Raw genomic sequence first — 24,573 nt, 5'->3', positions numbered from 1 at the left:
GTAGCCGCGCGCGCCGCAGTAGTACTCCCAGCCCTCGACGCCGTGTTCGCCGCCCAGGGCGCCCGCCTCCTCGGCGGTGTCGGGGAACATCGTCAGCACGCCGGGCTCCTCGCCGCGGGTGGCGTTCATCGCGGCATGCGAGGCACTCGGCCGTGGGGACAAGCCCGCCGAGCACATCCGCCAGTACGGCTCCGGCGTCGAGCACCGGCCGACCGGGCAGCACGAGACCGCCCGCTTCAGCGAGTTCAGCTACGGCGTCTCCAACCGGGGCGCCTCCGTGCGCATCCCCTTCCAGGTCGAGATCGACAAGAAGGGACACATCGAGGACCGGCGCCCACCAGGCGTCCTCTGAGCAGCCTCGCGCAGAGGCTGCTCAGAGGACGCGGCCGAACAGGGCCAGCAGCTCCGTCCAGTGCCGCTCGGCCGCCTCCGGGTTGTAGGCCGCCGTGTCGGACTGGGTGTAGCCGTGATGGGCGCCCGCGTAGACCTCGCACCGGTGCCTGATCCCCGCGTCGGCGAGCGCCTTCTCCAGTCGGCGGACCTGCTCCTCGGGCATCGAGGGGTCCTCGTCGGCGTGCGCGAAGTACAGCTCGGCGGTGATCCGGCCGGCCAGCAGGTGGGGGCTGTCGGGTGCCTGGCTCGCGAGGTCGCCGCCGTGGAATCCGGCCGCCGCGGCGACCCGGTCGGGGTGAGTGCCCGCCGTGTAGAGCGCGAGCCGCGCCCCCATGCAGTACCCGGTGATGCCCACCGGCCCGTCGGTGACCAGCGGCGACTGCGCGAACCACCCGAGGTAGGCCTCGGCGTCACGTTCCGTCAGCTCGGGTGTGAGCGCCTGCATCAGTGGGACGACCTTCCCCACGATGTCCGGCCGGGCCGCCATGTCGATGAACTCGGGCAGCTCCACGACCGGGATACGCCCGTGCCGGTAGAAGACGTTCGGGACGAGCACCGTGTAGCCTGCGGCCGCCAGCCGGTCGGCCATGGCCGTCAGATGCGGACGCACCCCGAACGCGTCCTGGTACATGAGCACACCCGGGTGCGCCTCCATGTCGTCGGGGTGTGTGAGATACGCGTCGGCGAGGCCGTCGGCGGTGGGGATGTCCACGAGGGTTCCGGTCACGGAGTTCATAGGGGTGAGCCTCTCTGATCTGGGTCTTCACTCACACGTCGGCAACGCCTGCGCCCAGGTCCCGATTCCCGGTGGCGCCGACAATTTGGACACGTGTGTATTGCGCGTAGACTCACATGCGTCATTGCACATGTGCGGCCAGCAGCCGAATCCGGCACGCTCACATGCGGCCGTCGTCCCCGTGGGAGCCATACGGTGACCGAACACGACCCCGACACCGCGTCGTCCCCGACGGTCTCGCGGGCCGGCGACCGCATTCACCTCGTCCACCACGGGGCCCGGCCGCCGCACTGGCTCACCGAGCTCGCCGGACGGCTCTCCCCCGCCCGCCCGGGCGAGGCCCTCGTGGTGGTCGGCGCGCCGCTGCACGAGGACGGTGCCGAGGCGTTGTGCGAGTGGTTGGCGCCGAGCCTGGACTCGATCCGGGATGCGCAGGTGCGGCTCCTGACGCTGGTGATGTCCGCGGGCGCCCACGAGAGCGGAGGACACCCCTCGGCGGCCGCGCTGATCTGCGAACGGTGGGGGCTGGACGTGCTGGCGGCGGCCGGCACCGCGCTCGTCACCGCCGACGGCACCCTGTTCTCCCCCGACCTGCCGGGCGCCTCCGGCGGCTGGTGGCACTTCTCCCCCGGTGCGGAAGCCCGGCGGGTGAGCAGCCATCTGCCGCTCCCGGACTGGGAGATGGCCGTACGGCGACTGGGCCGGCAGACGGTGGCCGGTCATGTGGTCGAGCCCGTTCCGTCCGGCCTCGCCGTCCGGCCCGCGGGCCCGGCGCCCGTCACCGCTCACACCCGGCCGCACACGATCCCACCGGAGCGCGACCGGCCGCAGCTGATCCTCGCCTCCCCTCAGGTGCCCGCCGCCGTCCTCGCCGTGGTGATGGCCGCCCTGCCCGAACCCGTGCGCGCGGCACTCCGGTTGCTGTCGCTGGACGGGCAGCCGCTGCTGCGGCTCGGGGAGGAACTGGCGGACCTGCTGGACAGCGACGTCCACGTGGCCGTGGGCGCCCCGGTGGCCCCGGTCGGCTCCACCCCGGACGGCGCCTCGGCGGGCGGCGCGGCGGTGGAGCTGTGGCTGACCGACTCCCGCGGCCGACCGTCGTGGCGCCCCTTCGCCCGCACCGTGGTCTGCTCCCCCGCGAGCGCCGAGGGTGCCGAGGGTGCCGAGGGTGCCGAGAGCGTCCGGTCCCCGCGGGTGACGGAATGGCAGGTGCCCGCGGACTGCATGCACTTCACGGACTGCACGGACCACACGGACCACACGGACTGCGCGGACTGCGCGGACTGCGCGGACTGCGCGGACTGCAAGGCCGTCGTGACCCCGGCCGGTCTGTGGCTAGGGCCGCGCGACGCCGAGCCGCCCCTCCTCGCCCTGCTCCGTCCGCCCGTCGCGGAGGCCGTCGCGGTCGACCTGGGAGTGCCCGGCCGGCCGCTCGCCGACTGCCTGTGGCCCGCGCTGGACACCCTGCTCGGCCGGCTGGAGCCCAACGTCCTGGAACGGGTCGTGGTCCACGCGTGCGGCGATCTCGGCACCCGGGACCGGGAGCGCCTGCTCGAGTTCTCCGCCCGGCACCGGTTCTCCATGGCGTCCTAGGTCCTCGACCCAGGACGCCATGGCCGTACGACGCGTCAGGCCGTACGCCACTTCTGGTTGGCGGTGCCGGCGCAGCTCCACAGCTGAAGGACGGTTCCGGCCGCGGTGTTCTTGTCCTTGGCGTCCACGCACAGATCCGGGTTGGCGTTGACGACGATGTCGTAGGAGCCCTTGAGGACGAGCCTCTGGTACGTGGCGCGCGAGGAGGAGCAGTTCGCGAGCCGTACCAGGGCGCCGTCGCCGAGGCCGGAGACGTCCAGGCACATCGTGCCGCCGAAGTCGCGGATGGTGCCGTCGGAGGGGAACGTCCAGCCCTGCGACGGGTCCTTGCTGTCACAGTCGGCGAGCACCGTCTGGGTGCCGGCCGCCCGTGACCCGCCCTGGGTGGCCAGGCAGCGGCTGGAGGAGAAATTGAACAGGAGCTTGCCGGTGAATCCGCCGGACGTGGTGGTCGTCTTCGGCGGCTTCGGCGTCGACTGGGTGCCGGAACCCGTCGTACCGCTTCCGGTGTCGCTGCCCTGTGCGGTGCCGCCACCACCGGCACCGCCGCCGCTCCCTGCGCCCGGCGGGGCGGCTTCCACCGGCAGCCCGGAACCGGCGTCCTGCGCCGACGAGCCGTCCTTCTTGGCCGAGGAGTGCCCCTTGGGTTTGCTCGACGGTTGCTTGGAGGGGTGGGTGGAGTCCGCGGAAGGGTGGTCCTTCGACGGGCTGGACGTCTTGTCGGTGGCCTGGACGGTGGCCGCGGCCTGTGCGGTGTCGTCGCCGCCGAGCCGCGCGATCCCGGCGACCACGCCGGTGCCCACGACCGCCAGACCGGTCACCCCGGCCAGCGCGATCGCCACCCGGCGGCCGGGCTTGAGCAGCCGGGCGCCGGAGAAGTAGTGGCGGCGGGCGAAGTCGGCCGCGAAGGACCGACCACCGGGCACCGAGGTCCCGGAGGAGAGGCGCACCAGCGGCGTCTCCTTGATGGACCGGGTCTCACCGGTCGGCGGCAGGGGCTCCTCGTCGGGCGAGGGCGACTGCGGGCCCGGCGGCTGGGGCCCGTCGGATGAGGAGGATGTCGTCATGTAACTCTCTCCGGATGCAGGGGTCGTGGGCGGTCGGGGTCAGGGCCACTCGGGCAGGTCCTGCGGTCGCAGCGTGATCAGGTCGGTCTCGTCGGGAGCCGCCATCTCCGCCACCCGGTACGCCTGGCGCTCGGTCATGGCCTGGAAGGTCTGGCGGGCGGTACGGCCGTTGCCGAACCGTTCGCCGCGCGGTGTCGCCTCGAAGTACGCGACGAGCGCCTCACGGGCGGAGTCCGTCAGCCGGTACTGGTGGCGTTCGGCATGGTGCTCGACGATGTTCACCAGCTCGGGTGTGTCGTAGTCCTCGAAGAGCAGGGTGCGGCTGAAACGGGAGGCGAGGCCGGGGTTGGAGTCGATGAAGTGCTCCATCTCGTCCGGGTATCCGGCCACGATGACCACGACCGAGTCCCGGTGGTCCTCCATGAGCTTCACCAGGGTGGCGATGGCCTCGTGGCCGAAGTCGTTGGAACCGGCGGCCGGGGTCAGGGAGTACGCCTCGTCGATGAACAGGACGCCCCCCATGGCCTCTTCGAACACCCGCTGGGTCTTCGGGCCGGTGTGGCCGACGTATTCGCCGACCAGGGAGGACCGGTCGGCCTCGACGAGATGGCCGCGAGCGAGCAGGCCGACCGCGGCGAGGATGCGGCCGTAGAGCCGGGCCACCGTCGTCTTGCCGGTGCCCGGGTTGCCGGCGAAGACCAAGTGCCGACTGAGCGGGGGCGCCGCGAGCCCCGCCTCCTCCCGGCGCCGGACCATCTGCATGAGCTTCACCAGCGATGAGACGTCGTTCTTGACTCGCTCCAGGCCGACGAGCACGCCCAGTTCAGCGAGCAGGTCCTCGAGGTTCTCCTCCGGTACGTCCTTCTCGGCGTCGCCCGCTTCGGCCGTACCGCCCGCTGTCCCCTGCGGGCCCGCCACCGCGAGCCTTGCCGTACCGACGGCTTGGCCGGATCCCGGGGCGGAGGTGCCGGGGGCCGGCCACACCGCCTTCTTCACGTCCCGTGCGGCACAGCCCGTCACCTCGGGCTCGGCACCCTCGTCCACGCTGAGGTCCTCGGCGGTGTCCGTCACCAGCAGGTCGCGCAGCACCGGCCGCGCCTCGGCGGCGACATGGACGGCCGGGTACGCGGTGGCCGACAGCACGCACTCCTCGTACCGGCCCTTCGCGCCCTCACCGACGAACAGGCCGTTCTTGCCGGTGTCCTTGACGGTCAGGCGCAGCACCGTGGGATCGCCGTCCCGGGCGACCACCAGTCCAGAGCCCACGGTGTTGGACACCGCACAGTCGCGGAGTGTGGGTGCCGCCTTCTCGGCGACGACGACACCGGCCGTGCCCGCGCCGCTGACCCGGCAGTCGGTGAACTCGGGGGCGCTGTCGGGGCCGCAGGTCAGTCCGGCGCGATCGACATCGGTGATCCGCACGTCCCGGACGCGGACCTCACCACGCGACTGGGCGGTCACGCCGTTACGGCCGCGTCGTACGGTCATGCCGTCGACGGTGGCCACCGCGTATCCGTCGAGATGCAGCCCGGACAGTCCGCAGTCGGCGGCCTGGCAGTCCTCCAGCGTCAGCCGGCCGCGTTCGGCGGCGCCGATTCCGTGCTCCGGGGTGTCGGCCACGCGCAGGGCGACGAGTTCGGCCGTGGCCTCACCGCCGACGTGCACGGCGCTGAAGGCGGTCTCGCGCACCGTACCGCCGGTGATGCGGGCCTCGGCCCGCTCGCCGACCAGGATGCCGTTGCCCTCCGCGCCGCGCACGGTGGTGTCGGTGACGACCGCGCGGGCGGAACCGCGCACGATCACCCCGCAGGCGCCTGAGCCGTTGATACGGCAGTCGACCAGTTCCAGCCGTGCGCTGCCGTCGGCCGACACCCCGGCCGCACCGCTGTCCCGGACGGAACACGCCGACACCAGCACGTCCCCGGTCCCGGCGGCGAGAATCCCGGCGGCACCGGCCCCGGTGACCTCTCCGCCGGTGATCCGCACTCCGCCGCCCCCGTCGTCCTCCGCGCGAGGGGCGGACCCCAGGACGCGTACGGCTTCGGCGGCGGCATCCTTCAGCCGGCACTCGTCCAGCACCACGGACGCCTGCTCCTCGACGAGCAGTCCGTTGCGTCCGGTGCTTTCGACGACACAACGGCGGATGACCGCCGTGGCCTCGCCCCTCACCCGAATGCCGGAGCCGCTGACCGAGCGCACGGTCGAGTCCGTGAGGTGGGCGGTCGCGGTGCCGGACACGACGGCACCGGTGCCCTCGACGTTCGTGACGAGGGTGCCGGTCAACCACAGTTCGCCGCTGGTGTCGGCGTGCACGCCGGCCAGTTCCGCCTCCCGGATCACGCTGCGGATGATCCGCAGTGAGGCCGTGCGTACGGCCTCCACCCGGCCGCCGGCGACGTCGCACTCCCGCAGCTCGGCGGTACCCGCCGTCACCAGCACCAGCGGCCGGGACGGGTCCGCGCCCAGCACGGTGAGGCCGCTGAGCGTCGCGGAGGCCGACACCTCCAGCGCGGGCAGCCCCGGGGCGACCGGGGTGAGCCGTACCGTGCCGGGCCCGTCCTCCGCGACGAGCGTCACCGCGCGGTCGATCAGCAGACGTTCGGGATACTCGCCCGCGGCGATCCGGATCTCGTCCTCGTTGTCCGCGGCACGTATCGCGTCGGCGACCGTACGGAACGCGCCGCGGCGCGCGTTCGGCCGTACGTGATGGATGGCGGGACTCACTTCTCGGTTCCCTCTGTGGGTGTGGGGTGTGTGCCGGGCTCCACGAACCCGGGGTTGGTCAGATAGCGCCCGACCGGTCGGCCGCCCTCCAACTGCTGCGCGCCGCGGATGTGGCGGCTGTCCACGCCACCGGGGAAGAGCACCTCGACGCGCTCGGGGTGGGGTGCGGCCAGGTCGAGCGTCGCGGCGACGTCGACCCCGCCCGGCGCGGCGACGTCGTACCGCCAGCCGTAGTGGGCGAGCAGTGCCTCCCCGCGGGACGGGTCGGCCGTGGCCTGTGCGCGCAGCCAGTCGATGGTGCGGGTGGCGGTGAGCCAGGCACTGTCCGGGGTGTCGCCGGTGCCGACGTGGGCCGCGACGTGGACCAGGTGGTCGCCCGGCGGGCGCAGTCCGTCGGCGAAGACGGCGGCGGGGTGCTCCGCCCCTGCGGGTCCGAACACGTACAGCTCCTCGTCGTCCGCGCGCCAGTGCAGGCCGGCGCGCCAGGGCGCGGCCGCCAGCTCCGACATGAGGGGGTCCGCCGGGTCGGCGGTGATCGGGGCGGGCGTGGGGGCGGCGCTGTGCGCTGTCGCCGAGGTCGGCAGCTTCAGGGGCGTCACGGCCACCGGCCCGCGGTGTCCGGGCAGCTGCCAGTGCCAGGCTCCGACCCCTCCGTCCGCGGTCGGCGGCACGAAGACACCCCGTAGCCCGAGCGCGTCGTTCTCGATGGCGTACGCCGAGGTGTGCGGTGTGTCTCCGTCGTGGCCCCACATCGTCCAGTGTCCGGTGTGCACCAGAGCGTCGGGGAACTGCTGCCGGACGGCCTCGAACGCCTCCGCCGGGTCCGGGTGTGCCGTTATTGCCGCCTCAGGTTCCCTGACCGGCACGGCCGCCTCCTCGACAGTGGCATGTGTTTCGGTGGCGACCCTATCCCGGGAAGGTGTCGGTTCCGTCACCGAAGTGTGCGATGTGAACACATTGCCCGATGCGGCAGCACCGGTGTGTGCTGACACAAGTGTGCCATCCCCGGTGAGTGTGTCCGGTGCGAGGGCGGTCGGCCTGACCGCTCCGGGCTCAAGTATCTCGACGGTGAACCCGTGCCCCGCCTCCTGGGCGAACTGCTCCAGCCGCGCCTGCTGTTGGTGCGCCGGCGTACCGCCCTCCCGGACGAGCACGACCCGCTCCACGTCCTCCCAGCGCACCCCGCCATGCAGTTGGACCTCGAAGAACCCGACGAGATGGCGCTCCAGTTCCCCGGCGTCCCGCAGCAGCCGGAACTCCTCGTCGTAGCGGAAGCCGGTCGCCTCGGCGAAGGCGAGCCGGACCACTCGGTCGGGGCCGTGGTTCAGCAGCGGCAGCAGGTTGCCGGAGCCGGTGATGCTGCGGGCGCCCTGCCGCCCCGGGCTGAAGCTGTCCCCGGGGGTGAACGTGGCACGCTCCAGCAGCTCGCGCTTGAGGTGGAAGACGGCGTTGCCGTACAGGCCCAGGCCGCGCGGCCGGTGCTGTGAGGTGAGGGCGGCGTAGTTCGGCAGGTCCGCGCGGTCCGCAGGGGTCGGGGCGAAGGACTCGTCCCAGGCGTCCAGGCCGGGCCTGGGCGGGTAGATCCCGGCTGCGTGGGTGGTCCGCTTGACGCTCGCGGGGTAGCCCATCGCCTCCTCGGCGGCGCCGCGCCGCTCGAAGTACCGCGAGTAGCCGGGGACGACCTCCCACACGTTGCGCAGCAGCCGCTCGTCGCCGGTCATCGCGTCCAGCAGCGTGCCGTCGCCCACCCGGGCCCCGAGATCGATGTTGACCGTCAGCGAGAGGTCGGCCAGCAGATGCCGGTGCACCCGCTGGACGACCGGGCCGAGGTTCTCCTCGTCGAGCGGATAGGACCGGGCCCAGCGCCAACTGCCTCGGGCGCTCAGCAGGTTGTCGGCCAGCCGGTCCCAGTCGGCCGAGAGAGTGCGCAGGGCCCGCCGTTCGGCGAGCACGACCGTGACGAGCTGAGCGGGTGCCAGCTCCCGCAGCGACGTCCGCTCCTCCAGGACGCGGAACAGCCGGACGTCCTCCTCGAACGACGTCGCCTGTCGCTCCAGCACCTTCTTCAGCTGGGACGTGCCCTCGGCGGCCGTCAGCGCCTGGTCCAGCAACTGCCGCTGTACGGCGATGTCCCCCGCGTACGCCTCCTGGCCGGTGGCCGGGTCGGCGGGCCGGCCGTGGGCGGACGCCGGGTCGCTCACCCAGTGCGCCACCGTCAGGTCGGGGCCGCCGGGGACCAAGGCGTAGCCCTCTCCGTCGTCGGTGTCGAAGACGACGTGGCTGGCGGACGGGATGTGCTCGACGGACACGACGGAACCCTCGGGGGCCGGGGAGCCGGACGGCACACCGCCTCTCGGCGACCGTGACCAGTGCGGCGCGCCTCCGCCCAGCCCGGGCACGGCCCCCTCACGGCTGACCGGGACCGGTAGCGGCCTGCCGCCTGTCACCTCGGACCAGTGGGCCTCCGCCAGGTTCTCGGCGGCCTCGGCCCGCTCCAACTGCGCCTGGGCCAGCGCTCGCCGGGTGCCGTCGCCGTCGGCGACGCCGCCCACGCCGGTGTCCTGCCGCTCCTTCAGCTCGCTCAGCACCCGCTCGGCCTCGGCCCGCAGCCGCCGGGCATCACTGAGTGCGGCGCCGGCGTCGATGGCCTCGTGCTCGTCCACGGTGGACTCGGCCGGCTGTCTGCCCGTGCCGAGGGGGCGGGCGGCGGCCGGCTGTTTGCCCTTGTCGAGGGGGCGGGCGGCGGCCTGTTCCGTCGGCCGGGTGAAGACATGGCCCTGGTCGACGACGACGCGTTCGGTGATCTGCGCCGACGGCACCGAGACGCCGACCGGGACGACACCCGAGGCCTCGGTGCGCGTGCCGCCGTGGTGGAAGGTGAAGGTGAACTCGACGTGGCCGTCGTAGTGCTGGAGCGGCGTCGGGATCTTGGCGTTGGTGAAGGTGCGGCCGCCCGTGAACCGGTCGCCGCGGGTGCGGCGCCGGAAGCCGCCACCGAAGGTCACCGCGGCTCCCAGCTTGCTCTCCAGGGTGCCGGCGACCGCGCCGGCCTGGCCCAGCAGGAAGAACTGCCGCGAATGCAGGTCGCGTCGGCCGAACACATAGGTCTTCTCGGCGGCGAGGGCGACTTCGGCCCTGGGCTCGGGGCGCGCGTGCGTCAGGCCGAGCAGGTCCGCCCTGACCGACACCCATGCCTCACGGCCGTGCACCCGGAACGACTCGCTGCGCAGCTCGCCCCCACGGGTCAGCTCCGGGAGCGCGGCCATCAGCCGGTCCTTGGTGAAGCCGCCCATCACCAGCTCGCCGCGCCGCTGCCCGGTCCGGGTGACGTCCGACCAGGCGCTGCCGAACACCTTGCTGCCCTCGTTGTCGAGCAGCCCCCGCAGGGACTGGACGTCGGGCAGGTCCCGGACGAGCTGCCCGTCGGACATGCCGTGCGTCAGCAACGACTCCGGCGGTCTGGGCACCTCGACCTGTGCGGGGGCCACACCCGGCCGCTTGGGGGGCTGAGGCCGTCCGACGCCGAGTTCGGGAGCCGTGAAGCGGGCCCGGTCGGGTGCGGCAACCTTGACGGTGTCGGCACTCGGGAGCAGGGCCTGGAAGCCGATCTCCGCCTCGCCGACGCCGCGTACCCGCACCCCGAAGGTCCGCTTGGTCATCGGGGCGAAGCCGAGCGTCCCCCGGCCGGTCCGGCGGGCGTCGATGGCGTCCCGGATGCGGGTGCTCTGGTCCGTGAGCGCTTTGTCGAACGAGGCCTTGGCCTGGTCGAGCCGTGTCTCCAGCGCATCGATCTCCCGCTGCGGCCGGCCGGCCGCCGAGGCCTCGTCGACCTCCCGCTGCCGGTCGGCGACGTCCTCGCGCAGCCCCTTGAAGCTGATCTGCTGGTCGATCGCCTGCTTCGGCACATGGGTGTCGACCCCGCGCCCGAAGGGCCGCCACCGTTCGCGGACCTCGAAGTGCAGCCGCGCCACACCGTCGTAGACACTGCCGGGCACCTTGGTCTTGGTTCCGGCGGCGGAGCGGATGCCGGAGGAGGAGTCGGCGAGGTGCTCGGACTGGGTGGTGTGGGCGAGGGTGCCGCCGCCGAAGACCTCGGCGGGTGAGCCGCCGATCGGGTCGGAGGTGCCGACGACGGTCACGTTGGTGCCGTCGGAGGTGATCTGCGGGCCGTTCAGTCCGTTCTCCGTGCGCCCGCCGCCCGTGCCGCCCACGGTGGCCGAGTTGAACTCGGTGGCCTTGGTGTCGGCGGTGTGGGTCATCTCCTTCACGCTGGCGCGGATGGCCAGCTCACGGCCGTTCACCCGGACGACCCACGGCTGTCCGGCCATCATCGACTTCAGCCGGCGCTGGAACTCCGAGGCGGGCAGCCGCTCCGCGAGCTTGGCCCGGGCCGTCTTCCAGTCGGCGGCGGAGCCGAACAACTTCGGCCCGTTCGGGTCCAGTTGCCGTAGTACGTCTTCCACCAGTCGGGTTCCGGCCGCGTCCCCGCGCACCGGACGGGCATCGAGGACGACGTCCTCGGCGCCGAGCCGCAGCGAGTCGGCGATGCGGTCGGGAACCCGGCGGTACTGCTCGGGCCGCAGGGCCGCGCCGGTCGTGGGGTCGGTGGGCAGGTCACGGACGGGGAAGGCGAATTCGCCGTCGTTGGTCACCGTGAACGTCCGCTCTCCGCCCCGGCCCGGCAGCGCGTGGGAGACCTTCGCCTCGACGGTGTAGGTCACCTCGCCCTTGAACACGGCCGCCGGTTCGACGGTCTTGTTCTTGGCGACGACGCCGCCGCGGACGTCGGTGCCGTGACCGGCGACGGACTCCTTGTGGCGCACATGGCCGAGCGTGAAGGTGACGTGCGGGGCCTTGAATCCGGCGCGCTCCCACAGGGTGCGCCGCGCATGCGAGTCCTTCTGGACGGACGCTGCGGCGGCGGACTCCGTGCCCTGTTCGAACTCGAAGTCCTTCTCGACGCGCAGGTATTCGGTCATCCGGGCGTCGGCCGCGGTGATCCGGATGTCGGCGGTCACCGGCCCGGCGCGGAAGCTGCCGCCCCAGGTGTCGCCCGCGGTGAGACCGGCGGTCCTGGGCTGCAGGGCGATCGAGTCGAAGTACTGCGCCACCTCGCCCTCGACCTGGTCCCAGCGTTCCCCGAACGTGTCCGCGAGCTGCCGCCGGAGCTCCTTGACGACCTGGTCGCCGGGCAGTTCGAGTACGGCATCGCCGTTGCCGATCCGCCCCGAGTCGGCCACCCGGAGCGGCGGCCGCACGCTGAGCTCGGTCCCAGCGGGCGCGGGGCGGGTGGACGTGACGGTGTTCGGGCGGTGGAACACCTGGGTGCCCGCGGCCTCCTTCGTGACCTCGTACCGCTGTGTGTGGCTCTTCGGGAGGGCGACGACGAACCGCACGTCGGTTCGGCCGCCGTGGGTCGCGCTCTCCCCCACACGTCCGATGTGCGCCTCGACGCCGACCGTGGCGATGTACACCGTCATCGGCTTGGGGTACTTGGCGGCGGCCACGCTGCTGTGCCCACTGGACACCCCGTCGGCGGTGCGGGACCGGTGGGCGATGCCGCCGCCGGGGGCGTGCACGGCGAGGGTGAAGTCGCTGCCGAGCTCCGGCTGCACGCCGCCCTGCGCCAACTGTCCATGCCCGAAGGCTGAACCCAGACGGCCTCCCGTCTCGTCCGCGACATCGCTGAGCAGGTTGATCTCGGCGGCGTCGAGGGTGCGCACGTACTCCAGCGACTCCAGGCGCCCGCTCAGACTCAGCTGTGCGTTGGAGCGCAGGGGCGTGGGCAGCGGGGTGCTGCGGGCGGTGGTGCCCCGGGTGAGCTGGGGCAGGGTGGCCGCGAGCTGTTCGCGGGTGGCCATGTCGTGCGCGGCCGGGCGTACGTCGGCCCAGTCGGCGCCGAAGTGTTCGCGGCCGGCTCCGTCCACGAGGTCGGTGAGCCGGGGCGACTGCGCGGCGCCCAGAGCACGTTCCTCACCGGAGAGGACGTCGAGCACGACCGCGTGGGAGGGCAGTCCGTCCCACACCCCGGCCGCGGGCCGCCATGCGTGGTCGCCTTCCTGGAGGGCGGGAGCCGTCATCCGGCGCGGGCCCTGGGGCCGGGTGGCGGCGGAGAAGGCGCCGGGTTCGGCGACCGGGCGGGCGTCGGCTGCGTCCACCAGGACCTGGAAGCCGAGCTGGGCCCGTCCGCCGGTCGGGGTGTCCACCGCCGGGTGCGGAGCGCTCGCGGTGGACGGGGCGCCGTGGGCCGGCGTCGGGGCGCCGTGGGCCGGGGCGCCGAGGGGGTCGGCGCGGTGGACGAAGGAGAGCGTGGCCACTCCGTCGAAGACGGCGCCGGGCACCTTCATCTTGACCGCGGTACCGGTCCGGACCGACTCCTGCACCAGCAGCGCGCCCTCGCGGTCGAACTCGCCGTGCCCGACGCCGGTGACCGTGGTCGGCCCGGCGTGCAGGTCGGCGCTCTGCACCTGCATCGTGGCCCGTACACCGTGCTCTGAGCTGCGCGTGTGGGTGTAGACCCGGGTGACGTCCGAGCCGGTGTTGAACTCGGTCTTCTCGGTGTTGCGCAGGTGCTTCATCGTCGTCACCTCGGCGGTGACCAGCAGGCTGCCGGCGTCCGGACCGAGGTCGATCTCCAGCGCCTCGCCCGCCGTCATGCCCTTGAGCCGGTACTGCAGGGAGTCCAGGGAGCCGATGCGGTCGAGGACCAGCTCTCGTACCGCGGGCCAGCGGTCGCCGAAGGCCCGCTTGCCGTACGCCTCCAGCGAGTGCGGGTCGGCACCGCTGCCGAGGAGTGCCTGGTGCAGGCTGCCGGAGACGCGTACGCCGTCGGCGTCGACGAGGAACAGGTCGCGGACGGTGTCCATGCCGCCCAGCGCAAGGGTCTGTTCGACCCGGGCCGGCGGCAGGTAGTGCTGCGTGTCGGCCGACGGGCGGACATCCGCCTCGGCGACGGCCACGGGCACCTTCGCCGACACCTCGACCCGGCCGGCCCGCGCCCCGTCGGCGGCGCCCGGGCCGAGGTGCTTGCCGGAGGGGCCGCTCACGGCGGAGACGTCGAACTCCAGCCGGACCTCGACCTCGAGCTTCAGCGCCGGTTCCGGCGTCTTGGTACGGCTGAACAGGCGCCCGCTGGAGGTCATGCGGTGCGACTCGGTGCGGGACCAGTTCGAGGACAGGTGCCCCGTCAGATCGGTCTGTGCGGCGGCCTTGCCCTTGACGAGCACACCGGCGGTGACGACCGACCGTGTCTCGCGCTGGAAGCCGTCGCGGACGAGGGACTCGCTGCCGTCCTCGAACTCCAGGCTCTGGAAAGCGCCGTCCGGCTCCGCCTTCGTCACCTCGGCCCTCACCGTGATGTCGCCGCTGAAGCCGGCCACGTCCACGGTGAGGGTGCGGGTCTCCCCGCGGGTCATCGCCGACAGCGACGGCCAGACCTCCCGGCCGAGCTGCGCCTGAAGGTCGGCGCGGAGCGTGTCGCGCTGGGCCGGGGTGAGCACGTCGTCGAAGTGCGCGACGAGGTCCCGGGTGACGGTGGTGGTGGCCTCCTGGGACGGCAGCACCCGGTCGGCTCCGCCGATCTGACGGGAGACGGTCATCCGGAGCGGGGCCTGCGGCACCGGCTGCGGCGCCGGAGGAGCTTCCTGGACCTTGCCACCGGCAGCCTCGGCCGGTTCCGGCGAGGCCGCGTGGCTCGTCGTCGACACGTCCGGGCGACTGGCCGACGGGGCGTGGGGGCTGATGTCCACGGCCCCACCGGGGTGCGGGGCCGTGAGGTAGTCGACGATCCGGTGTACGTCGTTCTCGGCGAAGCCCTTGGTGTGATGGGCGGCGACGGGCTTGAGGTTCCTGACGTAAGCGCGGTCGCCGCCGCCGGGAACCCAGCCGGGGTGCTCGTAGGCGTGGGTGAGGTCGTTGAGCTCCGCCTGGATGTGCGGGGGAAGGTTCTTCCCCTTGCCGTCGTACTCGGCCTTCTTGGCGTGCTTCAGCTCTCTCACCTCGACGGTGATCTGGCCGGAGCGCGTAGGCGGGTGCTCGATGACAAGGCGTTCGTAGCCGGGGGGCATGCCGTTGCCCTCGGTCCGACCGGTGCCAGGAATCTCGTGCCACTTGGCCATGCGCTCGCCGCCCGCGCTGCCCGGCTCCTCCAGATAGCGGACCTGATGGCCGGACAGCGCCATCGCTTCGAGGTTGCCGCTGCGGAAGCCGAGGTGCTTGAGCCGGCCGTCGCTGGCCCGGTTCAGGTACTCGAAGAGCCGCATCTGGCCGATGCGGGTGTTGCCGCCCCACGTGTGCAGGCCCTCGGGGTTCTTCCAGAACGCGGTGAGGTCGTGCACGTCCAGACCGATGGCCCGGAAGTCGGTCGCGATGCCGGGGAACTTGCTCGGCCGGCCGGAGTGGGCGGAGGCGTCTCCGGCGATGATGACGAGCGGACTCTGCGGACGGTCGGCGGTGCGGTGGTGCAAGGCCTGAAGGATCTGTCGTACGCCGGTGTGGCTGGTGTCGTGCTCGACGTGGATCTCGCCGCGCTTGCCGCTGAACCGGGTCCACAGCACGACGACGTCCCGCCCGGCCACGTCGGGCACTCCCCTGCCCTTCAGCCAGTCGCCGACCGCCTCCTGCAACTGGGGGGTGAAGTGGGCGTCGTCGAGCTTCCAGCCGGCCCGCAGGTCGTCGCGCAGCCCGGCGCTGAAGCGTTTGCCGACCCAGGTGGTGGCGGCGCTCACCGAGACGACGTAGTCGTCCATCTGCCTGCTGGCGGGTGCCGTACCACCGCTGCTGAGCACGGAGTCGTTGATCTCCCGCCAATGGTTCAACCGCAGCTTGTTGGCGTTCTCGCGCTGCTTCACCTCCCGCACGCTGATGCGGTCCGCGTCGATGCCGCTGGCCACGTAGAAGTCGCGGATGTCCTCGCTGCGGTCCCGGTGGTCCAAGGGGTTGCGGATCAGCAGCACATGCAGCTTGGGGTCGCTGTGCAGGGCGGCGGCGACGCCGAACTGGTCGCCGGTGGCGTACCCGTTCTGGAACAGCAGTTTCTGCAGCCGTTCGTCCGGCTTCTTCGCCTCGAACTTCGCCGCTTTCTCCGCCTTGTCCGTCGTCGGCGCCTTCGCCTTCTTCGACGTGGGGGCGTTCGGGACGGCCGCGTGTTCGCCGTGGTGGTTCAGCTTGTTGAGGTGCTCGACCAGGGCGGTGCGGGTGCGGACCGCGAGCCTGCCCAGATCCTGATGGCCCTTCAGCAGCTTGAACTCGGCCGGGGAGAGCACCTGCTTGGTCAGGGTGGCGCCGTCCATCCGGGTCAGCTTGGAGCCGTCCGAGACGATCTCGTGGAAGGCCAGCTTGTGGAGGATGTCCAGCATCCTCTTCTGGTCCACACCCGGGTGATGGAGCGCCAGAAAGTGCTCCATCTGCTTCTTCCAGGTCCCCGGATGCGCATGGCTCTGGGTGAGCCCGGACATCAGCTTCTGCGGGTCGGCGGACATCTTGTCGGCGATCCGCCCGCCGTCGGTGACCAGGGCCAGCTCGGGGTCGAACTTCACCATCTGAGCGGGGTGTTCGATCCACGCCGGGTTGGTGATCTGCCGGGACTTGATGAGGTTGTCCAGCAGGTGCTGACCCTCCTGCGCCTCGAAGGAGAAGGCGTTGTGGTTCTTGCCGCCCACCTTGCTCTTGTCGACCGCGCCGAAGTGGATTCCGTCGTCGAGGGTGTCGTAGGCGGCCGTGTCGACGCGTACGAACGTGTTCGGTTCGGGGAAGTAGATGGCCCGGGAGTCGACCGTGCCCATGGCGCCGCGCACCGCCAGGTCGAGATCCGCGGCCTTCATCCCGGCCAGGGACTTCTCGGTCGTCCCGGCGGGCAGCTTGTAGCCGCCGCTGATCGCCTCCGGGTAGTGCACCGAACCGTCGCTCTTGTACGTGAACTTCGCCCCTTCGATGGCCGTGACAGCCCGGTCGAACAGCGGCCTGCCGTCGACGGCGAACTCCTGTACGTCCGAGTCGCCGATGTGCAGATACAGCTGCCCCTCCGACTCTCCGGCCGGCTTGAGCTTGCTGATCATGTCCCGGGTGAGGTCGTCACGGATGATCGCCTCCCGGATCGCCCCGTACGGCACCTCCTTCTGCTCGCCCTGTCCCACGGTGATCTTCTTGGGGTCGGGCTGGCGCCAGGTGAAGCCCGTCACCGAGACGGAGAAGGTGCCCTCCTGCTCCCACTGCCGGGCGAACTCCTTGATCTTTGCGAGGATGAGGTCCTGCTTCCCCGCGCGCCCGTTCAGGCCGATGACGAGGCCCAGACGTTCGTTCCAGCCCTGTCCCGCCCCGAACGACTCCCCGTACTTCTTCGCCACGTTCAGCAGCAGGTCGGCCTTTTCCTCCACCTTCACGGGGACGGTGGCGACGAACCGGAGGTCGTCACCCGGCTTCAGCGCCCCCTTGGCGGCGCCGTTGTACTGGGCCACCGGCTGGAGTTCGTAGTACTCGTATGCCTGCTTGAAGTCGGAGTTGCTGCCGAACCGGCCGGGATCGACATGGCTGGTCCACGGGTCCGGCGGCGGGGGTGCCGCCGCCTGCTTCTTCGCCTTGGGTCCCGGGGCCGGCGTCAGGTCCACGGAGTGCGGCGGAAGAGGTGCGGTCAGGGCGTGGCCGGTGTCGGCGTAGGCGTCAAGGGTCTGCTGGATCATCTGGAGATGCCACGAGCGCACAGCGCTGCCGTTGAGGCCCTCGGTGTAGTCCCCCATCAGGCCGGCCTTGTTGTCGGGGCGATGGCCGGCGTCGGCGGCCCGGTACTCGTCCCGCAGGCCCAGCTGGTGGCCGAGCTCGTGGGCGAGATCCGTCTCGGACGCGTCCAGCGGCCAGTGCTCCTGGTTCGCCCCGGAGCCCGGCTGACCAGCCGTCACCTTCAGATGCGGGCTCAGCGTGCCGTCCGCGCGCTCCAAGGTCACATGCAGCACGCTCCCGTCCGGAAGCACGTGTCCCGGCTGGTTGAACAGATTGTCCACACCTGACACGGCGCGCTGCCACAGCGCGTCCGCATCGGCCTTCGGCACGCCGTCGTCGGCGAGCTTCACCCGGATCGTCAGGTCCGACACGGCGTGCCCGTCGACCGTGAACGTGCGGATGTCGAACCCGGCCTTGACCACATAGCGCGTGAACCCCGCGTTGTCGCGGATCGGCCCCGAGAAGGGCTTCGCGCGGCCGGGATGGGATATCGGGTCCGTCCAGTCCCGGTTGCGCACGGTTTTCGGTACGGCGGCGTCCCGTGCCGCCTTCCACGACCCGTGCGAGGCCAGATCGCCCCCCACATGTGCCAGGTCGCTGCCGAAGTGCCCGTCCGGCACCGCCTTCGCCACGGCACCGGGGGCGCTCGGGGCGACGCCGTGCACGGCCGGCTTGTTGAGTTTGTTGATCTCGGTGACCAGGACGTTCCGGGTGTTGAGGGCCATCTTGATGAGGTCCTTGGCGGGCTCCTGCATATGCAGGGACTTCGACGCCTGCGCAAAGGACCTCATGTCGTCCTGATGGGCCTTGACCAGCGCCGAGCCCTCCAGCTTGACGAGTTCGGAGCCGTCGGTCCTGATGTCGTGGAAGGCGAGGTCGGCGAGCGTGCGCGCGGCGTTCGGGTCGGCGGCCAGCAGACCGGCGTGATGCGTCTGCAGATAGTCGGTGATCTGGTCGGTCCACACCTTCTTGTCCGCGTGGCTCTGGGTGAGGCCGCCCATGAGGGACTTGAGATCGCTCTTCAGGTCCTTGGCGATGCGGCCACCGTCCGTGACGAGGGCCAGTTCGGACCTGAACCGGACCATCCTGGCCGCGTCGGTGCCCCACGGGTTGTTGCGTGCGTCCATGACATTGCCGAGGAGGTGTTTGCCCTCCTGGGCCTCGAACTGCCACTTGTCGCCCTGCTTGAGGCCGAAGTGGATCTGGTCCTCAAGTCCCCCGTAGATCTCGGCTTCGACGCGGACGAACGTGTTGGGTTCGGGGAAGTACACGGCCCGGGAGTCGATCTGGCTCATCGCATCGCGCACCGCGAGGTCCAGGTCGGCGGCCTTCGTCGCGGCGGCACTGTCCTGGAGCTTGTAGCCACCGCTGACGATCTCGGGGAACAGGGTCTGCCCCCCGGTCGCATCCGACGTGACCTTCATTTCGTGGATGGCCGTGGTGGCGCTCTCGAAGAGCGGCCGGCCCTCGACCGTCATGCTCTTGACGTCGTCGTCGCCGAGATGCAGATAGACCTGCCCGTCGGAGCCGGCGACCTTCGCGATCATGTCGCGGGTCAGATCGTCACGGACGATCGCCTCCCGGATCGCCCCGTACGGAATCTCCTTCTGCGTACCCGCCGCACGCAACGCCGGATCAGGCTGATGCCACGTGAACCCCGTCACGGACACCGAGAACGTGCCCTCCTGGTCCCACTTCTGACGAAACTCCCGGATCGCCCTGAGAATGTCCCCCTCAGTACCCGGACGACCGTTCACACCGATGACAAGCCCCAGCCGCTCCCCCCGCCCGGACTCACCACCCAACGCCCGCTCGTACTTCTTCGCCAACTCGAACAACTTGTTCCCGGCCTGACCGGCGGAGCCCCTCGCGACGTTCTTGACCTCGTCGGCGGAGGCGGCGACCGTGGCGATGAAGCGGGTCTCCTTGCCCGGCTGCAACGCCCCCCTCACCGCACCGTCGTACTGCGCCACCGGCTTCAGTTCGTAGTGCTGCGCGTACGAACGGAACTCGGGGGTGAAACGCGTGACGTCCGTCGACTGCGTCAACTGGCCGTGCACCACGACCGGCTGCGGAACCGGCGCCGCCTGCGCCCCGTGTGCCTGACGGCTCGGCGCCTTGGGGGCCACCCCGCCCACACCATGCCCATGGATCTTGTTGACCGCGTCGACCAGGGCGTTGCGTGTGTTGATCGCGAGCCCCGCCAACTGCATGTTCCCCTTCAGCACCTCGATCTCGTGAGGGGACAGGAGCGACTTGAGCAGCTGGTTCGCACCGATCTTCGTCAGCGGGGACCCGTCCATGGTGATGCCGTGGAACGCCACCTTCGTCAACATGTCCCGCATGCCGTTGGGGTCGTCCAGGTGGGGATGGTGCACGGACAGGTAGTGCTCGATCTGCTTGGTCCAGGTATTCGGGTGCGCATGGCTCTGTGTGAGTCCGGATGCGAAGGTCTTCACATCGGGCGTCACCTTGTCCGCGATGCGGTCCCCATCGGTGACCAGGGCCAGCTTCGAATCGAAATGGACGATCTTCGTCGGATGGGCGCTCCACACATCCGCTTTCGACAGCGCCCGCTGACCGATGAGGTTGTCCAGGAGGTACTGACCCTCCTGCGCCTCGAACTTGAAGGCGTTGTGGTTCTTGCCGCCCACCTTGCCCTTGTCGATCGCACCGAAGTGAATCGCGTTCTCGAAGCCGTCGGATTCACTGGTCTCGAGCCGTACGAACGTGTTGGGCTCGGGAAAGTAGACGGCTTTGGCATCGGCCTTCGCCATGCCGTCGCGCACCGCGAGATCGAGATCCGCGGCCTTCATCCCCGCCAGGCTCTTGTCTGTGTCGCCGGCGGGCAGTTTGTATCCGCCGCTGACGGCCTCAGGATGGTGGACGACGTTGTCGTGCGTGAACTTCAGATCGTCGATGGCGCCGGCGGCCCGCTCGAAGAGGGGCTTGCCGTCCACCACCAACTCCTTCACATCGGAGTCCCCGATGTGCAGATAGACCTGCCCGCCGGTGCCGTCGACCGACTTGAACTTGCCGATCATGTCCCGGGTCAGGTCGTCACGGACGATCGCCTCACGGATCGCGCCGTACGGCACTTCCTTCTGCTCGCCGGATCCTGGGGTGATCTTCTTCGGGTCGGGCTGACGCCAGGTGAAGCCCGTGACGGAGACGGAGAACGTCCCCTCCCGCTCCCACTGCGCGGCGAACTCCTCGATCTTGGCGAGGATCTTCCCCTCGGTGCCCGCCCGTCCGTTGAGGCCGATCACGAGACCGACCCGCTCGTCCCAGCCCGTTCCGGTCCCGAGCGAGGCTCCGTACTTCTTGGCGAGATCGAGCAGGAAGTCCTTCTTGTCGTTGACCGCCGCGGGAACGGTGGCGACGAACCGGATGTCCTCACCCGGCTTCAGCGCCCCCTTGCCCGTGCCGTCGTACTGGGCGACCGGCTTGAGCTCGTAGTAGTCGTGCACATACCGGAAATCACCTCCGGCACCGAACCGGTCGGGATCCGTGAGCTTGGTGGTCAGCTCGGCGCCCGTGAGCGGCTGCGGCGCCTTGCCCGCCTTGGCCTTGCTGCCCTTGCCCTTGCCCTGAGGGGCCACACCGTCGAAGGGCTTGGGTGGGACATGTGCGGTGAACGCGTGCTCGGCGGCGGCGAGGTCGCTCAGATGCCCCTGGATGGTGTGGAGATACACCCCGCGCATACCACCGCCGGTGAGACCGTCGAGGTAGTCACCCATCAGAGAGCCGACCTTGTCCGGACGGTGTCCGGCATCCGCGGCCCGGTACTCGTCCTTCAGCCCCAGCTGATGACCGATCTCATGGGCCAGGTCCGTCTCCGAGGCGTCCAGCGGCCAGTGATACTGATGCGCCCCGGCCCCCGCATCCCCGGCCTTGACGGTCAGATGGGCGCCCGTCACACCGTCGGCCCGCTCCAACGTCACATGCAGCACGCTCCCGTCCGGAAGCAGATAGCCCGGCCGGTTGAAGACATCCCCGACACCCGACAGCGCGCGCTCCCACAGCGCGTCCACCTCGGTCGCGGGCCTGCCGGACGCCGACAGGTTCACCCGCACCGTCAGATCCGACACCGCGTGCCCGTCCACCCGGAACGTCCGCACGTCGAATCCGGCCCGGACCACGTACCGCGGCGCGTGCGCGTTGCTGTGGATCGGGCCCGAGAACGGCTCCGTACGACCAGGGTGCGACACCGCGTCCACCCAGTCCCGGCCCCACACAGGCCGCGCGACGGCGCCGTCCCGCGCCGCCTTCCAAGAAGGGTGCGCCCCCAGGTCCACTCCCACCGACGGCGGAACCTCGAATTCGTCTTCCGGCGCCGCGTCGGCACGCTTCACCGACGACAGCTCGTGAGGCGCCGGGGCGGGCCCTTCCAGAAGCCGGCTCGGACGCGGTCCGGGTATGCCCAGCTTGTCGAGATGCCACTCGATGGTGGCGGCGTCCATGCCGAGCCGGGCCATCTTGACCTTGGCGGCGTCCACAGCGCTCTCGGCGTGATGCAGGTCCAGTTTGGCGGCGGCCTGGTCGATGTTCTCGGAGGGGTGTCCGATCTTGCCGCCCGTCGCGTCGAGTTGCCGCTTGGCGTCGGCGACGCCGGCGCTCGCCAGCTCGTATTCGTTCCAGGCGGTCAGCCGCTCCGCGCCGGTCTTGCCGGTAACACCACCGGTGACCGCCTCGAACTTGCTCAGCGGAGCCGGCCCGCCACCAGGCTGATGTGATCCCGGCTTCGGGGTCGGGGTCGGGCGCAGGGCGATGTGCTCGCCGACCACGACCGCGCCCGAGCCGTCGTCCAGCACACGTACGGCACCGGTCGGCGATGCGCCGCCGGTCTTGACGTGGGTCGCGGCAGCCGCGCCCGCGGTGTCACCGGTGCCCTCACGCTGACCGAGCAGGTCCAGATCCGCACGGGCGGACACCCCGAGGTGGTCGCCCTGCGCGGTGACCGAGGGGGATACGGGTTCCTCGACCAGCCGCTCCGGCGCACCCGTCCCCTTGGCCCCGCCGGAGAGCCCGTCGAGATCCCGTACGCCTGTCTTGGCGCCCCCGGCAGACTGTCCGGCTGTACCACCGCCCTTGGCGCCTTCCGTGGACAGGCCACCCACCGAGCCGGCCTTGACGTCACCGCCGGCCGAGGAGGCACCGCCGAAACCGGTCTTGACCTCGACGCCGGACGCCGAAACACCAGCACCCGCCTTGACCTCGACCGCCGACGCCTTGACGTCCGTCGGCAGAGGTGTGCTCCCGAGCGTGCCGGCCTTCACATCCACCGTCGCCATCGACGTGTTCGGCGACCCCGCCTTCACATCGGTCGTGCCCGAAGCCGTCGGTGCCGTGCCCGTCTTGACGTCCGTCGTCACGTGGCCGGTCGTCGCGGTGGGGGGCGGGGTCTGGAGACCGTGGGTGGCTCCGTGGGCCGCCATGATGTCGGCGGTCCCGATGGCCTCGTGCACCTCGGGGGCGACGACGACCTGCTTGCCCTCGCCGTTGGTGACGGCCGTGCCGCGGTAGTCGACGTGCAGCGTGGTCGGCGTGCCGCTCTGGGCGCCGACCTGCATGCTGATGCCGTCGTGCGTCATCCGGATGCCGGAGATGTCGCCGTCCACGATGCTGCGCAGTTCGGGGATGCCGAGCGCGTGGAAGTCCTCCACGTGACCGGTGGCGACCCGCACCGAGGACAGAGCGTCGCTGAGCGACGCGTTCAGACCGGTGCCGGAGGGCGTCAGGTCGCCCCGCAGGGCGTGCAGGCCGGCGGCGCTCAGATCCGAGAGGTTGTGCGCGCCGGCGAGGCCGGTACCGCCCAGGCTCGTGGGCAGCGGCTCCAGCAGTCCGGCGTTGGTGCGCTGGAAGCCGGTGGCGTGGTCGAAGGCGGTCAGGTGGTCGACGGAGTCCAGGCCGCCCGCGTTCGCCATCAGGTTGCCGACGGAGCCGGGATGGCTGGTCCCGTTCAGCGAGGGCAGCGAGCTGAGACCCCCGTTGACGCCCCCGATGTCGGTGCCCAGGCCGATGCCGTGCAGGCCGCCGAACTGGGCGTCGACGCCGGTGTTGAGGCCGTGCAGCCCGCCGGGGTTGAAGCCCTGCAGGGCGCCGTGGCCGAAGCCGTCGAACGAGACTCCGGTTGGCAGCCCGGTGATCCCGCCGTGTCCGCCGGTCAGCGCGCCGATGTGCAGGCCGCCGCCGAGCGCCGACTGCGGCAGATGCGCGGTCGGGGACAGCAACCGGGTGCCGAAACCCATCTTGAAGGCGCCCTTGAAACCGACGCCGAGTTCGAAGAAGTCCACCGGCAGCACAGCGCCGAGCACGAGCCGTCCGCCGAAGCTGATGGGGTAGACGGCCACCTTGCCGAGCGTGGTGCTGATACCGGCGGTGGCGACCTGGAAGTCGGTACGGAAGGTGTTGGCGAGCAGCTTCAGACCGGAGGCGGTGATCTTGACGCCCTTCATCGCCAGGTTGGCCAGTCCGTTCAGCCCGCGCAGGACCAGCCCGGGCAGCGCTGTCACCGAGGTGAAGACGCCCCTGATGCTGATGCCGGTGGTGAGGATGTGGGCCAGGCCGCCGCCGATGCTGGTCAGGCCCGCGGAGAGCGTCTTGGGCAGGTTCTTCAGCGCGTTGAAGAGGCCCTTGGCCAACGCGCCTACGTTGAGGCCCTTGGTGGAGGGGAAGAGGATGCCGACGAAGGAGAGTACGACGTCCAGGAGACCTGCCTTGCCCTGGGCGTAGTCGACGAGAGAGCTGATGAACACGACCATGCCGAGGCCGAAGGCGAGCAGGCCGATCCAGCCGCCGAAGATGGCGCCCACGATGGCCAGGATGATCTCCAGGATGCCCAGGCTCTTCAGGAACAGGTGCCAGCCGTCGATGGGCTGCCGGATCTCGTGCCCGGCGTCCCGCATCCGTTGCTCGAACAGCCTGACCGCGTTGCGGTAGTCGTCCTGCGCGGCATGCGCCTGAGCCTTGTGGTCGGCCAGCTGCGGGTCGTCCTTGGCCAGCCCCTGCGCTGCCACCTGCGCCTTGTCGGCCTTCTCCTGCGCCTCCATGAGCGCCTGCCGGTAGGCAAAGGTCGCGTCCGCCGCGATGGAGAAGGACTTTCCGATGGCGTCGATGAACTGCTTGAGGTGTCCGTCGATCTTCTCGCGCACCGCCTCGGCGGTCTTGCCGATGAAGCCGTTGCCCGACTGGTCGAGTACGCGGTTCAGGCCACTGGTGATCTCCTCGCCCAAATGCTCGGTGTCCCGCAGACCTTGGTAGAGGGAGTCAAGGGCTTGCGGATCGCCGGGGGTGGGGTCGCTGTGCATGCCCAGCGCACTCCAGTCCTGCGGCCGTGGCATGTGC

The 24,573-nt window shown here is 71.0% G+C and carries 5 protein-coding genes and 2 pseudogenes (1 of these 7 cut by a window edge); 2 read left to right on the top strand and 5 right to left on the bottom strand.

Going from position 1 to position 24,573, the window contains the following annotated elements; all coding sequences use genetic code 11:
* A pseudogene (locus tag DI272_RS14955) lies at positions 1 to 147 on the bottom strand (alpha/beta hydrolase) (its annotated part extends 273 nt beyond the left edge of the window); the annotation flags it as partial.
* On the opposite strand from DI272_RS14955, the pseudogene DI272_RS14950 reads away from it, so the two are divergent.
* Positions 122 to 337 (top strand): annotated as a pseudogene (locus tag DI272_RS14950) (glutamine synthetase); the annotation flags it as partial. The pseudogenes DI272_RS14955 and DI272_RS14950 overlap by 26 nt on opposite strands.
* Positions 338 to 373: 36 nt before the next feature.
* Here DI272_RS14950 and DI272_RS14945 read toward each other — a convergent pair.
* Complete coding sequence (locus tag DI272_RS14945; RefSeq protein WP_109495848.1) at positions 374 to 1,129, bottom strand: dienelactone hydrolase family protein; 756 nt, start codon at positions 1,127 to 1,129, stop codon at positions 374 to 376.
* A gap of 195 nt (positions 1,130 to 1,324) precedes the next feature.
* Here DI272_RS14945 and DI272_RS14940 point away from each other — a divergent pair, with 195 nt between their 5' ends.
* A complete protein-coding gene (locus DI272_RS14940) occupies positions 1,325 to 2,722 on the top strand; it encodes a hypothetical protein (protein WP_109495847.1) in 1,398 nt (465 codons plus the stop codon).
* A 35-nt stretch (positions 2,723 to 2,757) separates the two neighbouring features.
* Here the strand turns inward: DI272_RS14940 and DI272_RS14935 are convergent, their stop codons facing one another.
* The 3 genes from DI272_RS14935 to DI272_RS14925 are packed head-to-tail and all read right to left on the bottom strand — an operon-like array spanning position 2,758 to position 24,569.
* Complete coding sequence (locus DI272_RS14935; protein WP_109495846.1) at positions 2,758 to 3,789, bottom strand: RICIN domain-containing protein; 1,032 nt, start codon at positions 3,787 to 3,789, stop codon at positions 2,758 to 2,760.
* Between the two features lie 39 nt (positions 3,790 to 3,828).
* The gene (locus DI272_RS14930; protein WP_109495845.1) at positions 3,829 to 6,513 is read right to left on the bottom strand and encodes a right-handed parallel beta-helix repeat-containing protein; all 2,685 of its coding nucleotides are present in this window, start codon (positions 6,511 to 6,513) and stop codon (positions 3,829 to 3,831) included.
* A complete protein-coding gene (locus tag DI272_RS14925; RefSeq protein WP_109495844.1) occupies positions 6,510 to 24,569 on the bottom strand; it encodes a hypothetical protein in 18,060 nt (6,019 codons plus the stop codon). Before DI272_RS14925 ends, DI272_RS14930 begins: the two co-directional genes overlap by 4 nt.
* Positions 24,570 to 24,573: the final 4 nt, after the last annotated feature.

Origin of the sequence: Streptomyces sp. Act143 (assembly GCF_003143935.1) — a bacterium.
Classification (GTDB): Bacteria; Actinomycetota; Actinomycetes; order Streptomycetales; family Streptomycetaceae; genus Streptomyces.
Note: the sequence above shows the minus strand (reverse complement) of the source record. Positions and strands in the feature narration are given on the sequence as shown.